This is a genomic window from Microbispora sp. H11081, from assembly GCF_012999535.1.
Lineage (GTDB): Bacteria > Actinomycetota > Actinomycetes > Streptosporangiales > Streptosporangiaceae > Microbispora.
In genome coordinates this window covers 304,964-316,935 of sequence record NZ_JABBWV010000003.1, presented here as the reverse complement: position 1 = coordinate 316,935, position 11,972 = coordinate 304,964, and the positions used below count along the sequence as shown (strand labels likewise).

At 72.1% G+C, this 11,972-nt stretch carries 13 protein-coding genes; 9 read left to right on the top strand and 4 right to left on the bottom strand.

The window, feature by feature from the left end:
• The first annotated feature begins 39 nt into the window (after nt 1-39).
• Nucleotides 40-1,266, top strand: a complete 1,227-nt coding sequence (locus HHX31_RS11070) for a DUF4032 domain-containing protein (protein WP_169947834.1) — start codon at nt 40-42, stop codon at nt 1,264-1,266.
• On the opposite strand, the gene HHX31_RS11065 is transcribed toward HHX31_RS11070, so the two are convergent.
• Nucleotides 1,241-1,798 (bottom strand): DUF523 domain-containing protein, encoded by a 558-nt coding sequence (locus HHX31_RS11065; RefSeq protein ID WP_169947832.1) that lies wholly within the window; start codon nt 1,796-1,798, stop codon nt 1,241-1,243. The genes HHX31_RS11070 and HHX31_RS11065 overlap by 26 nt on opposite strands.
• Nucleotides 1,799-2,036: 238 nt before the next feature.
• Here HHX31_RS11065 and HHX31_RS11060 point away from each other — a divergent pair, with 238 nt between their 5' ends.
• From HHX31_RS11060 to HHX31_RS11045, 4 genes are read left to right on the top strand one after another with little or no spacing between them, the layout of a single operon-like run.
• The gene (locus HHX31_RS11060; protein WP_169947830.1) at nt 2,037-2,408 is read left to right on the top strand and encodes a roadblock/LC7 domain-containing protein; all 372 of its coding nucleotides are present in this window, start codon (nt 2,037-2,039) and stop codon (nt 2,406-2,408) included.
• 14 nt (nt 2,409-2,422) lie between these two features.
• Nucleotides 2,423-3,286: a helix-turn-helix domain-containing protein gene (locus tag HHX31_RS11055; protein WP_169947829.1), complete on the top strand. Its 864-nt coding sequence runs from the start codon at nt 2,423-2,425 to the stop codon at nt 3,284-3,286.
• 38 nt (nt 3,287-3,324) lie between these two features.
• The gene (locus HHX31_RS11050; protein WP_169947827.1) at nt 3,325-3,705 is read left to right on the top strand and encodes a roadblock/LC7 domain-containing protein; all 381 of its coding nucleotides are present in this window, start codon (nt 3,325-3,327) and stop codon (nt 3,703-3,705) included.
• Between the two features lie 39 nt (nt 3,706-3,744).
• Complete coding sequence (locus tag HHX31_RS11045) at nt 3,745-4,116, top strand: hypothetical protein (RefSeq protein ID WP_169947825.1); 372 nt, start codon at nt 3,745-3,747, stop codon at nt 4,114-4,116.
• A 10-nt stretch (nt 4,117-4,126) separates the two neighbouring features.
• Here HHX31_RS11045 and HHX31_RS11040 read toward each other — a convergent pair whose 3' ends face one another.
• Nucleotides 4,127-4,963 (bottom strand): alpha/beta fold hydrolase, encoded by an 837-nt coding sequence (locus HHX31_RS11040; protein WP_169947823.1) that lies wholly within the window; start codon nt 4,961-4,963, stop codon nt 4,127-4,129.
• 79 nt (nt 4,964-5,042) lie between these two features.
• Between HHX31_RS11040 and HHX31_RS11035 the strand changes: the two genes are divergently transcribed.
• On the top strand, nt 5,043-6,461 hold the full coding sequence (locus HHX31_RS11035; protein ID WP_211589559.1) for an MFS transporter: 1,419 nt from the start codon (nt 5,043-5,045) through the stop codon (nt 6,459-6,461).
• A 108-nt stretch (nt 6,462-6,569) separates the two neighbouring features.
• Nucleotides 6,570-7,130, top strand: a complete 561-nt coding sequence (locus tag HHX31_RS11030; protein ID WP_169948321.1) for a Dps family protein — start codon at nt 6,570-6,572, stop codon at nt 7,128-7,130.
• A gap of 49 nt (nt 7,131-7,179) precedes the next feature.
• Here the strand turns inward: HHX31_RS11030 and HHX31_RS11025 are convergent, their stop codons facing one another.
• Nucleotides 7,180-9,162 carry a phosphocholine-specific phospholipase C gene (locus HHX31_RS11025; RefSeq protein WP_169947820.1) on the bottom strand — a complete coding sequence of 661 codons (1,983 nt, stop codon included), beginning with the start codon at nt 9,160-9,162 and terminating at the stop codon, nt 7,180-7,182.
• A gap of 58 nt (nt 9,163-9,220) precedes the next feature.
• On the bottom strand, nt 9,221-10,384 hold the full coding sequence (locus HHX31_RS11020; protein WP_169947818.1) for a hypothetical protein: 1,164 nt from the start codon (nt 10,382-10,384) through the stop codon (nt 9,221-9,223).
• Between the two features lie 47 nt (nt 10,385-10,431).
• Here HHX31_RS11020 and HHX31_RS11015 point away from each other — a divergent pair, with 47 nt between their 5' ends.
• Nucleotides 10,432-11,514 carry a winged helix DNA-binding domain-containing protein gene (locus HHX31_RS11015; RefSeq protein WP_311931731.1) on the top strand — a complete coding sequence of 361 codons (1,083 nt, stop codon included), beginning with the start codon at nt 10,432-10,434 and terminating at the stop codon, nt 11,512-11,514.
• Nucleotides 11,515-11,524: 10 nt separating this feature from the next.
• Nucleotides 11,525-11,965, top strand: a complete 441-nt coding sequence (locus tag HHX31_RS11010; protein WP_169947817.1) for an SRPBCC family protein — start codon at nt 11,525-11,527, stop codon at nt 11,963-11,965.
• Nucleotides 11,966-11,972: the final 7 nt, after the last annotated feature.

Below are 11,972 nucleotides of genomic sequence, written 5' to 3'. Positions count from 1 at the left end.
GCGACACTTGTGTGGAAGCCCCCAGAAAAGGAGCGATTGGTGCCCCTGCAGATCACCGGCGCCCCCAGCGACCCCGACCTGATCCGCCTGCCCTGGGACGTCCCCCTGGAGGAGTGGCCCGTCCATCATCTGGTGACGCTGCCCCGCGGCATCTCCCGGCACGTGGTGCGCTTCGCCCGGCTCAGCGGCCGGGTGTACGCGATCAAGGAGATCAGCACCCGGTACGCCAAGCGGGAGTATCAGCTTCTGTGGGACCTGGCGCGGCACGACGCGCCCGCCGTCGAGCCGGTCGCCGTCGTCACCGGTCGGACCGCGCCGGACGGCTCCGAGCTGGACTCCGCCCTGATCACGCGGCACCTGCAGTTCTCGCTGCCGTACCGCGCGGTGCTGTCGGGCTCGGTGCGGCCCGACACGCTGATCCGCCTGCTCGACGCGCTCGCGGTCCTGCTCGTACGGCTCCACCTGACCGGCTTCTATTGGGGCGACTGCTCGCTGTCCAACACGCTGTTCCGACGGGACGCCGGGGCCTTCGCCGCCTATCTGGTGGACGCGGAGACCGGCGAGCTCCACCCGGCGATCAGCGAGGGGCAGCGGGCCCACGACATCGACGTGGCGCACGTCAACATCTACGGGGAGATGCTCGACCTGGAGGCGGGCGGGCTGCTCCACTCGAGCATCGACCCGCTGGCCTTCGCCGAGCAGCTCGTCGAGCGCTACCACCGGCTGTGGCACGAGCTGACCGAGGACGAGATCATCGAGGAGGTCGACTGGCACCGCGTGGACCAGCGCGTGCGGCGGCTCAACTCCCTCGGCTTCGACGTCGCGGAGATGATGGTGCGCCGCAAGGCAGGCACCTCCCGGCTGATCGTCCGGCCCAAGGTCGTGGACGCCGGGCACCACCAGCGCCGCCTGCTGCGCCTGACCGGCCTCGACGTGGAGGAGAACCAGGCGAGGCGGCTGCTCAACGACCTCGACTCGTTCCGGGTGTCCACGGGCCTGCGGCACGAGGACGAGGCGATCGTGGCCCACCGCTGGCTGGCCGAGGTGTTCCAGCCGGTGGTGCACGCGACCCCGGTCGACCTGCGGCGCAAGCTGGAGCCCGCCCAGCTCTTCCACGAGGTGCTCGACCACCGCTGGTACATGTCCGAGGCCGCGGGCAAGGACGTCGGGCTGGAGGCGGCGGTGCGGTCCTACGTGGAGAACGTCCTGGTGCACAAGCCCGACGAGAAGGCCGTCATCGTCACCTCGGATCCCCTGTCTCCGTAAAAGCCGTCTCCGTAGAAGCCGTCTCCGTAGAAGCCGTCTCCGTGACCAGATCCGCGAGGTAGGCCGCGGCCTCCGGGATCCGGTCCTCGCCGAAGACGCGCACGCCGTTCAGCTCCAGCAGCGCGGTCGTCACGCCCTGCCCCGGGGTGGTCCTCCCCCGGTGGCCGCCGTCGTAGATCCGCAGCGAGCCGCACGACGGGCTGCCCTCCTTGAGGATCGCGACCCGTACGCCGAGGGACCTGGCGGCGGCGAGGGCCTGCCGCGCTCCGGACAGGAACGCGGCGGTCACGTCGCCGCCCTCCGGCGTCAGGATCCTGGCCTCTCCGGCGAGGACGGCCGCCCCGCCCGCGCCGCCCTCGATCTCGGCGGGCGGCCGGGGGACGGGCAGCCCGCCCTCGACCTCCGGGCAGAACGGCACCAGCCGCCCCTCGGCGCGCCAGCGGGCCAGCACGTCGTCATCGCTGGTCTTCGCCCCGCCGTCGTACCGCACCCTGCGGCCGAGCAGGCAGGCGCTGACCAGAACACGTTCCACGCCTCCATTGTGACCGCAGTGCCGAGGTGAAGGAGCCCGTGGACGTGCCCTGGGCGTGCCCGTGGACTCCCCGACAACATGAAGAGATTTCACGAAAATCGGGATTTCCATTCCGAGAGGAAAGATTCTTATTCTTCCGTACTAATCCGTATATCCGAGCCCCGCTCGAATCGGGAGGGCCGTTCACCTGCTCCTCTAGTGTGGGCCGCGCTGCACCGGCGAGGCGAGGAGTTACGGGTTGATCGGGATAGAGGACTGTCTCTCCGAGGCCATGTCGATCCCGGGCGCGCTCGGCGCCATTCTCGTGGACCACACCAGTGGCATGGCCGTCGCGGGAAAGGGAATCGCCGATCCCGGACGGGCGGCCGCGGGACTCAGCGAGGCGTACCGCGCCACGCTCGACGGGATCGCGATGGCCTCCCAGGAGACGGGCTTCCGGATCGAGGACGTGATCGTCACCACGGGCTCGGCGTACCACCTGGTGCGGCCCATGGAGATGATGTTCGACGGCCCGCTGCTGCTGTGCGTGCGGCTGGACGTGGAACGCTCGAACCTCGCGCTGGCCCGGCGGCGGCTGCGCACGATCACCGACGAGCTGGTCGCCTCCTGATGGGAGCCTGACCCGTGGCGGCCCCGACTCTCGACGCCGTGCTCACCGGCCTCGCCAAGGACGAGGCCACCGGCTCACTGCGGGTGGGCAAGGAAGGCACGGTCTACTACGACCACGGCCGGGTGTCGTACGTGGAGTGCGCCACCACCCCCGGCGTGGAGGACCTGCTCGGCGCGTCTGGCCGGATCAGCGCGAACGGGGTCCGGCGCGCGCGGCAGCAGGCCGGTCCCGGCGGCGACGGCGGGGCGCTGCTCGTGGAAAAAGGGGTGCTCAGCCGTGGTGAGCTGGAGTTCTGCGCGCTGTCCGCCACGCTCGACGCGGCCTTCTTCCTGCTGACGCCCAAGACGGTGAGGACCAGGTTCAAGGACGGCGACGCCCACTGGCTCGGCGTCCACTGGTTCTTCGACGTGCCGGGGCTGCTGCGCGAGTGCGCCAGGCGGCGGGCCAGGCTGGAGCGGGCCTGGCCGTCGGCCGAGCTGGACGCGTGCCCTGTGACGCCCCTGCGGCGGATCCCGGGCTCGCACGCGCTGCTCAGCCGGTTGCAGTGGGAGCTGCTGCTCGCCGCGGACTCGACCGCCACGCCGGTCGAGCTGGCCCGCCGTCTCGGGCGTCCGGCCTACTCCACGCTGCTGGCCGTACGGGAGCTCGCGGCGGCCGGACTGGTGGAGAAGGCCGGCCACGCGGCGCTGCCCAAGCGCACGCCCAAGCCGCCCCCTGCCTCGCCCCCGGCCCCACTGGCCGCCCCGGTCCCGCTGGCCGCCCCGGTCCCGTCCCCGGGAGGGCCCGGGCGCTCCGCCTCGGGACTGCCATGGGTCAACGGCGACGCGACCGACGTGAACCTGCTGCTCAGACTGCGTGACGCGCTGGAGGCGCTGTAGTGATCGGGTGGCTCAAGCGGGCCGGAAAGGGTGTCTCGGTGGATCTGCGCCACGACATACACAAGGAACTGGTCGTCCTGCGCGAACGGGCGCCCGAGATCACCGGAGCGCTCACCTGCACGGTCGACGGCATGCTCGTGACCACGGACATGGCCACAAACCTGGCCGCGGGCACCGAGCAGACCGCGGCGCTCACGTCGGCGCTGCTGTCGCTCAGCCGGAAGATGACCGATCTCGCCGGCATCGGGCGGCTGGAGGAGACGCTCGTCTCCGGCGCCCGGGGGCACACCGCGTGCTACGCCGCGGGCCCCACGCTCGTCCTCACCGTTCTCGCGGGCCAGGGAGCCAATCTCGGCCTGCTCCGGATCGAGGGACGCAGGGCGGCGAACAAGATCGCCGCCATCGTCGAACGCGGATGACAACCCAGAAGGATGACAACTCAGAACAGGAGTAGGGACATGGCGAACATGGACGTCTCTCTGAAGGAGATGCTCACCATCGACGGCGCGATCGGCGCGGCGGTGGCCGACTACGGGAGCGGGATGGCGCTGGGCACGCTCGGCGGGTCCAAGGACCTCGACCTCCAGGTGGCCGCCGCGGCCAACACCGAGGTGGTCAAGGCCAAGCTCCGCGCGATGGACGCGCTCAAGCTCAGCGACGGGATCGAGGACATCCTGATCACGCTGGGCTCGCAGTATCACATCATCCGTCCGCTGACCGGCCGCGGCGGCAAGGGCCTGTTCCTCTACCTCGCCCTCGACCGCAACAGGGCCAACCTCGCGATGGCGCGGCACCAGCTCCGCGCGATCGAGGACAAGCTCGAGATCTGAGTCCCGCCCGTCAGCCCCGCCCGGTCAACTCGGTGATCGCCTCCGCGATGACCGGCCAGAGCGGGCGGGGCAGGTCGTGGCCCATCCCCGGGAACGTCAGCAGCTTCGCGCCGGGGATGGCGTCCGCAGTCGCGGTCCCGCCTTCGAGGGTGATCAGCGGGTCGTCCTCACCATGGATCACCAGCGCGGGCACCGAGAGCCCGCGCAGCCCCTCCGTACGGTCGCCGGATTTCCGGATCGCGGTGAACTGCCGGTTGGTGCCCGCGGGGTCGAACGCCCGGTCGTATGCCTCCCCCGCCACCCGCATGACGCGCTCGACGTCCATCTCGTAGCCGGGAGAGCCGATGACCCGCGCGGTCTCGACGGCACGGGCGACCGCCTCGTCGCGGTCGTTCGGGACGGGCGCCACCAGCGCGTTCATGGCCGCCTCCGTCGCGCGTCCCACGCGCGGCCCGGGCGTGGACATGATCGATGTCAGCGTGCGCACCCGGGCGGGGTGGCGGATGGCGAGGGTTTGGGCGATCATGCCGCCCATCGACGCGCCGACCACGTGGGCGCTCTCCCAGCCCAGCACGTCCATGAGGCCGGCCGTGTCGTCCGCCATGTCGTCCAGCGTGTACGACGGGGCGGGCGCGAGGCCGTCCGCGGGGGTGAAGTGGGTGGACAGGCCCGCGTCCCGGTTGTCGAACCGGACGACCGTGTGGCCGGCCTCCACCAGCAGTTCGATCAGCTCCTCCGGCCAGCTGATCATCTGTGCCCCGAGCCCCATGACGAGGACGACCGGGCGCCCTCCCGGCTCACCGAACACCTCGTAGCAGATTTCGATACCGTTCGCCGTCGCACGCATGGGAGCAGAGTAATTCGGTTTGCCCCCTCGCAAGCCTCTCCTGACCGGATATGTACGGTTGTGTGATGTGGTGCCGCAAATGACTCGCCGACGGCGGATCCTCGTCCTGCTCATCTGCTGCATGAGCCTGCTGATCGTGTCGCTGGACAACACGATCGTCAACGTCGCCCTGCCGTCGCTCGGGCACGACCTGCGCGCACCGGTCTCCGGTTTGCAGTGGACGGTGGACGCCTACACGCTGACGCTCGCGAGCCTGCTGATGCTGTCGGGGTCGACGGCCGACCGGGTGGGCCGGCGCCGCACGTTCCAGACCGGCCTGGTCGTCTTCACGTCCGCGTCGCTGCTGTGCAGCCTCGCCCCCAGCCTGGGCTGGCTGGTGGTCGCCCGGATCGTCCAGGCCGTGGGCGGCTCCATGCTCAACCCGGTCGCCATGTCGATCATCACGAACACCTTCACCGACCGCAGGGAGCGGGCGCAGGCCATCGGCGTGTGGGCCGGCGTGATCGGGGTCAGCATGGCGCTGGGACCCGTCGTCGGCGGCCTGCTCACCGACGTGGTGGGCTGGCGCTCCATCTTCTGGATCAACGTGCCCATCGGCCTGCTCGCGCTGTTCCTCACCTGGCGGTACGTCCCCGAGTCGAAGGCTCCGTCGGCCCGGCGGATCGACCCCGTCGGGCAGGTGCTGGTCATCGTCATGCTCGGTACGCTCACGTACGGGATCATCGAGGGTCCCGGCGCGGGCGCCGCCGTGAGCGCGACCTGCTTCGGCGTCGCGGCGGCGGCCCTCGCCGCCCTGGTCGTCGCGGAACTGCGCAGGCCGGAACCGCTGATCGACATGCGCTTCTTCCGCAGCGCGCCGTTCTCCGGCGCGGCCGTCATGGGGGTCGCCGGGTTCGCCGGCCTGGGGGCGTTCCTGTTCCTCAACACGCTCTACCTGCAGAGCCATCGCGGGCTGTCCGCCCTGACCGCCGGGCTGTGCACGCTGCCGGTCGCGGTGACCACGACCATCGTGGGGCCCCTGTCGGGGCGGCTCGTCGGCGCCCGCGGCCCCCGGGTGCCGCTCGTCGCCGCGGGTGTGTGCCTGACGGCCGCCGGGGCGCTGCTGTCCCAGGTGACGCTCAGCACGCCGCTCCCCCTGCTGCTCGGGATCTACCTGGTCTTCGGCCTGGGGTTCGGCCTGCTCAACCCCCCGATCACCAACACCGCCGTCTCCGGGATGCCGGTCGCGCAGGCGGGGGTGGCCGCGGCGGTCGCCTCGACCAGCAGGCAGGTCGGCCAGTCCCTCGGCGTGGCCATCGCCGGGTCGGTGGTCTCCTCCGCCGGCGCGAACAGCGCCTTCGTCCCCGCCGCGCACGCGGCCTTCCGCGTCAACGCCCTGTACGGAGTGATCGTGTTCTCGGTCGCCCTCGCGACGACCGGCCATTGGGCCAGGCGTACGGCGGAGCGCACCGCCGCCCGGCTGTCGGAGCGTCCGCGGGTCGGCTTGTCGCAGGGATAAATGCTCACACAAAGGTGTTTAAGGGTCATATCCGGCGAAAGACTACATATCGGACATAAAACCGACCGAGTGAGGAGAGACACCTTGAGCGTCAACCCTTCCTCCAGGATGCGCGAGAGCAGCCAGCCCTGGCTCCACCAGAGGGGCACCGAGATACAGGCCTTCGGCACGGTGCGCGACTTCCCGGTCGGGCTGCCGAGGGAGACCCGCGAATACTCCTGTCAGCGGCTCAACCAGATCCTGGCCGACACGCAGATCCTCTACAGCCTGTACAAGAAGCACCACTGGCTGATGCGCGGGCCGACCTTCTACCAGCTGCACCTGCTTCTCGACAAGCACGCGGGCGAGCAACTGCCGATCATCGACACCATCGCGGAGCGCATCCAGACGCTCGGCGGCGTCGCGGTCGGCGATCCGCGCCAGGTGGCGGAGATGACCGTGATCCCACGGCCGCCGGACGGGGTGGAGGAGGTGCCCGCCATGCTCTCCCGGCTCCTGGAGGCGCACGAGATGATCCTGGTCGCGGCGCACGACGCCGCCTCACGGGCGGCCGACATGGGCGACGACGGCACAAACGACCTGCTCGTCTCCGAGGTCATCCGCACGGGTGAGCTGCAGGCGTGGTTCCTCGCCGAACACCTCGTGGACACGCCGATCGTCCGCGCCTGACAGTGACCATGTGAATAGACCATCTGAATGAGGACCTCCCGCCCGGGCGTCACCCCGTGACGCTCGGGCGGCCGTTCTCGATGTGTCCCATCAGCCGCCGGGCGAACCCGTCGTGCCCTGTCACGCCGACCGTGAGGTCGTACCACCCGGTCGGCGCGGGCCACTCGACGCGCGCGACGTCCCCCGGCGCGATCGGCACCGTGCGCGCCGCTCCGCCGTACGCCCCCGGGGCGAACGCCGCCTCCACGGGGGACGCGGTCAGGTTCTGCACCACGACCGTCACGGCGCGGGCGGCGGCGTCGATCGCGCCGGTCACCTCGACCGGATCGGTCGCCCCGCCGCGGAACTCCCTGCGGAACCCGTTCGGCCCCACGACCAGCAGGTCGTACGCCGGGCAGGGGAAGTAGACCACCTCCTCCGCCGTGCCGAGCACGTCGAAGTGCATGGGCTTGGCCAGCTCGCCCAGGTGGCCGTACAGGATGAAGTGGGCGGAGGCCGTGCCCGAGTTGCGCATCGTGATCTCCACGGACCGCCCGCGCACGACGGCCTCGGCGTCCGGCTGGTACGGCAGGGCGCGGGCGGGCTTGACCCCCGGCTCCTGGACCGGCATCCGCTGCTCGTCGGGGGTCCGGGGATACCACCGGTCCCCCGCCGGAGCCGGGCGCGGCGCGGCGACGGCCTCCACGGGAGCCGCGGCCACCGGCGTGGCGAAGCCGAAGGCCGAGGTGAGGTCGCCCGCGACCCGCCGCCGCCACTCCCCGATGGGCGCCGTGATCCCGAACCTGCGCTCCAGGAACCGCACGGTCGAGGTGTGGTCGAAGGTCTCGGAGCAGACGTACCCGCCCACGGTCCACGGCGACACGACGATCATGGGAACGCGGATGCCGAGGCCCATCGGCCGCCCGCCGACGAACTCCTCCGGGGTGCCGTCGGGCGGGACCGGCGGCGGCACGTGGTCGAAGAAGCCGTCGTTCTCGTCATAGGTCACGAACAGGGCGGTCCGCGCCCAGACCTCGGGATGCGATCCCAGCGCGTCCAGCAGCCGGTGGAGGACCCGGCCGCCCTCCACGGCCGACGACCCCTCGGGGTGCTCGGAGTCGGCCAGGGACGGCACGACGTACGACACCTCGGGCAGGCGTCCGGCGGCCACGTCGGCGGCGAACCAGTCTCCGAGGCCGCCCGCCGGGGCGCGGCGCAGCGCCCTGTCGTAGAGGTCGCGGTCGGCGGGCTCCAGGGCGGCCACCCGCTCGGCCAGTTCGGCGAGCAACGGCGCCGGGTCCTCCGCCGCCCGGACCTTCTCGTAGAAGGAGCGCATGCTCCCCAGCCCGATCCGGTCCATCACGGCCACGAACGGCCGGAAGAACTCGAGGTTGTTGCACTCGTAGTTGTCCCACTCCTGGTAGACCTGCCAGGTGTGCCCGGCCCGCGTCAGCAGTTCCGGCACGGTGACCCAGTCGTAGCCCGGATGCCCCTCCGCCCCCTCGGACGCGACGTTGTCCAGCGCGCGCTGCCGGGTGCCCGGCTCATACCCGGTGTAACCGGTCATGTGGTAGTTGCGGTTGGGCGTGGTCGAGGTCAGCAGCGAGCAGTGGTAGGCGTCGCAGATCGTGAACGTGTCCGCCAGTTCGTAGTGGAACGGCAGGTCGGCCCGGTCGTAGTAGGCCATGGAGCCGGGCCCCTTGTTGGGCGCCCAGGCGTCGTTCCAGCCCATGGCCCAGGCGTTCTGGGTGCCGAGCCAGGTGTGGTCGTGCGTGTCGAGCAGCATCGGGTCCGCCCCCGCCCGCTCGGCCGCCTCCCGTACGGAGAAGGGCAGCACGCCGTCCTGCTCGAAGATCGGCCGCCAGGCCCGGGTGGACACCGCGTTGCGGTCCCCGAACCCCCGCACCCCACGCATCCGGCCGAAGTAGTGGTCGAACGAGCGGTTCTCCAGCATCACGAAGACGACGTGCTCGACGTCGGCCAGGCTCCCCGGCGGAACCGGACGGGACAGCGCCCGGAGCAGGGAAGACGGCAGTGAGGATCCGGCCGGCATGGGCGTCCCTTCGACAGGTTTTCCGGCGAAACGCCCACAACTTAACAGCGGCGGGTCATCACACGAGTAAGCGCCCGCGCGTGCCGGCGGGTGGCGGCAGATGGACGCGGGCCAGTTCGCGCAGCGCGCGGGCGGCCCCAGCGGCGCGGGCCAGGGCGAGGGACCGCCGGGCGAGGTCGGCCGCCCTTTCCCGCTCGTGCGCCTCCGCGTACGCGTGCGCCTGGCGGGCCAGCACGTACGCCGCGAGGTAGGCGGGCGCGGCCGGCGCGGGCTCCCCCTCCAGCAGTTCGATCGCGCCGCCCGGCCTGCCGAGATCGACCAGGCAGCCCGCGCACAGCTCCGCCCGCGTCTCGCCCGGCTCCCCCAGGCACTCCTCGAGAGGCTCCTCCAGGCACTCCTCCAGGCAGCGGTGGCACAGCTCCGCCTCACCCGTCCGCGCGTGCGCGCGTGCCTCCTGCCGCCGGGACAGCGTCGCCACCTCGGCCGGGAGACCCGTACGCGCACGGGCGGCCACGGCCGCCTCGACGATCTCGCCCGGCTCGGCGGCGTCGATCAGCTCCGCCCGCTGGACCAGCGCCAGGACCTCGGTGAGGATGTCGCCGGTCTCGCGCGCCTCGCGGATCGCGCGGTCCGACCAGGCCCGCGCGCCGGGCGCGTCGCCCGCCTCGTGCTCCATGCGGCTGATCAGCTCCGCCTCCCGCGTCGCGAGCGTCTGCAGCGCCCGCCGTACGGGCGGCGCGGCGTCCCCGCGGAACGACTCGACGCCCGCGAAGACCGGCCCCAGCGCGGCGGCGAGATCGGCGGGCCTGCCGTCCGGCGCGGCGCAGGCGCCGGTCAGCGTCTCGAAGTAGCGGACCGTGCCGGTGTCGGCGCGGGACGGCCGCTCGACGGCCCGCCCGACGCGTTCCTCCTCCTCTTCGGGGAAGAGCCCGGGCACCAGCGGAATGCCGGTTACGTGATGCCAGAGGGTCGTGCCCGCGGACGCGCCGACGAACAGGCCCGCCTCGTCCACGCCGAACACCCGGCACAGCAGCTCCGCGTGGCGGGCGTCGGGCCGCCGCTCCCCCTCCTCCCAGGCGCGGACCGCGTCCGCGGGCGGCCGGGCTTCGGGCTCCCCTGCGGCTTCGGTCAGCCGTCGTCCCAGATCGCGGCGGCTCCACAGCCGCCCGCGGCGCAGCGCGCGCAGCCGTGCGGACCACAGCGGGACGTCAATAGTGATCATCAGCGGCACCCCCCGGTTCTGTCGGTGCCGGGCGTTAGGTTTGCGGCGTGCTGACCCGCCGCGAGCTCAATCGCGCCCTGCTCGACCGCCAGATGCTGCTGCGCCGCCACGACGGCAAGGCCCTCGCCGCGATCGAGCACCTGGTGGGCATGCAGTCGCAGGCTCCACTCTCAGCCTACGTCGGCCTGTGGAACCGCCTGCTGGGCTTCCGGCACGAGGACCTGGCCGATCTGCTCACCGGCCGCGCCGCCGTGCGGATCGCGTTGATGCGCGGCACCATCCACCTCGTCAGCGCCGAGGACTGCCTGGCCCTGCGCCCGGTCGTCCAGCCCCTCCACGACCGGTTGCTGCGCACCGCGTACGGCGGGCGGCTCGACGGGGTGGACCTCGGCGAGGTGGCGAGCGCCGCCCGCGCCCTGATGGCGGAGCGGCCGCGGAGCTTCGCCGAGCTGGACGAGCTGCTCGGCGAGCGGTGGCCGGGCCGCCCCGCGCTCGCCCAGGCCGTCCGCGCGGTCGTGCCGCTGGTGCAGGTCCCGCCGCGCGGGGTGTGGGGCGCGTCGGGCCAGGCCCGGCACGTCTCCGCCGAGTCGTGGCTGGGCCGCCCGCTCGGGGACGGCTCGGCCGCCGGCGACATGGTGCTGCGTTACCTGCGCGCCTTCGGGCCCGCGTCAGTGAAGGACATGCGGACCTGGTCGGGCCTGACCGGGCTGCGCTCCGTGGTCAAAGGGCTCGACCTGGTCACGTACCGGGACGAGAACGGTGTGGAGCTCTTCGACCTGCCCGGGGCGCCGCTGCCCGGCGCCGACACCGAGGCGCCGGTGCGGTTCCTGGGGGAGTTCGACAATCTGCTGCTCTCGCACGCCGACCGGACGCGGGTGATGGCCGAGGAGCACCGCTCGCGGGTCTTCACGGTCAACGGGATCATCCGCGCGACCATCCTGGTCGACGGCTTCGTCGCCGGACTGTGGCGGATGAAGCGAGGGCGTGCCGGGGAGACCGCGGTCCTGGAGATCGAGCCGTTCGGGCCGCTGGGCGCCGCCGCCCGCGACGCGCTGACCGCCGAGGGTGAGCGCCTGCTGGAGTTCATGGCGGGCGACGCCCCCGCGCGCGACATCGTCTTCCTGGGGTAGAACCCACGGAGTGGAGACCCTCTCGGTGGCGGTGGACGCGCAGGCGAGCCCGGATCGGGTGTTCGCCGTGCTGACCGACTGGCCCAGGCACCACGAGTGGATGGTGCTGACCCGGGCGTGGGTAGTCGCCGGAGACGGCCGCAGCAGGGGCAGCCGGCTCGCGGCGGCCACCGGGATCGGCCCGCTGTCGTTCGTGGACACGATGGACGTCATCGGGTGGCGGCCCCCGCACGAGGTGGAGGTCCGCCACACGGGCCGGATCGTGCGCGGCGTCGGACGGTTCCATGTGCTGCCCCGTCCCGGCGGCGGAAGCAGGATCGTCTGGGAGGAGGAGCTCGACGTGCCCTTCGGCCTGGTGGGGCGGCTCGCCTGGCGGGTCGCCGGGCCGGTGAGCGCGGTCTTCCTGCGCCTGTCCCTACGCCGCCTCGCCGCGCTCGCCCTGCGTCCCTGACGATCTC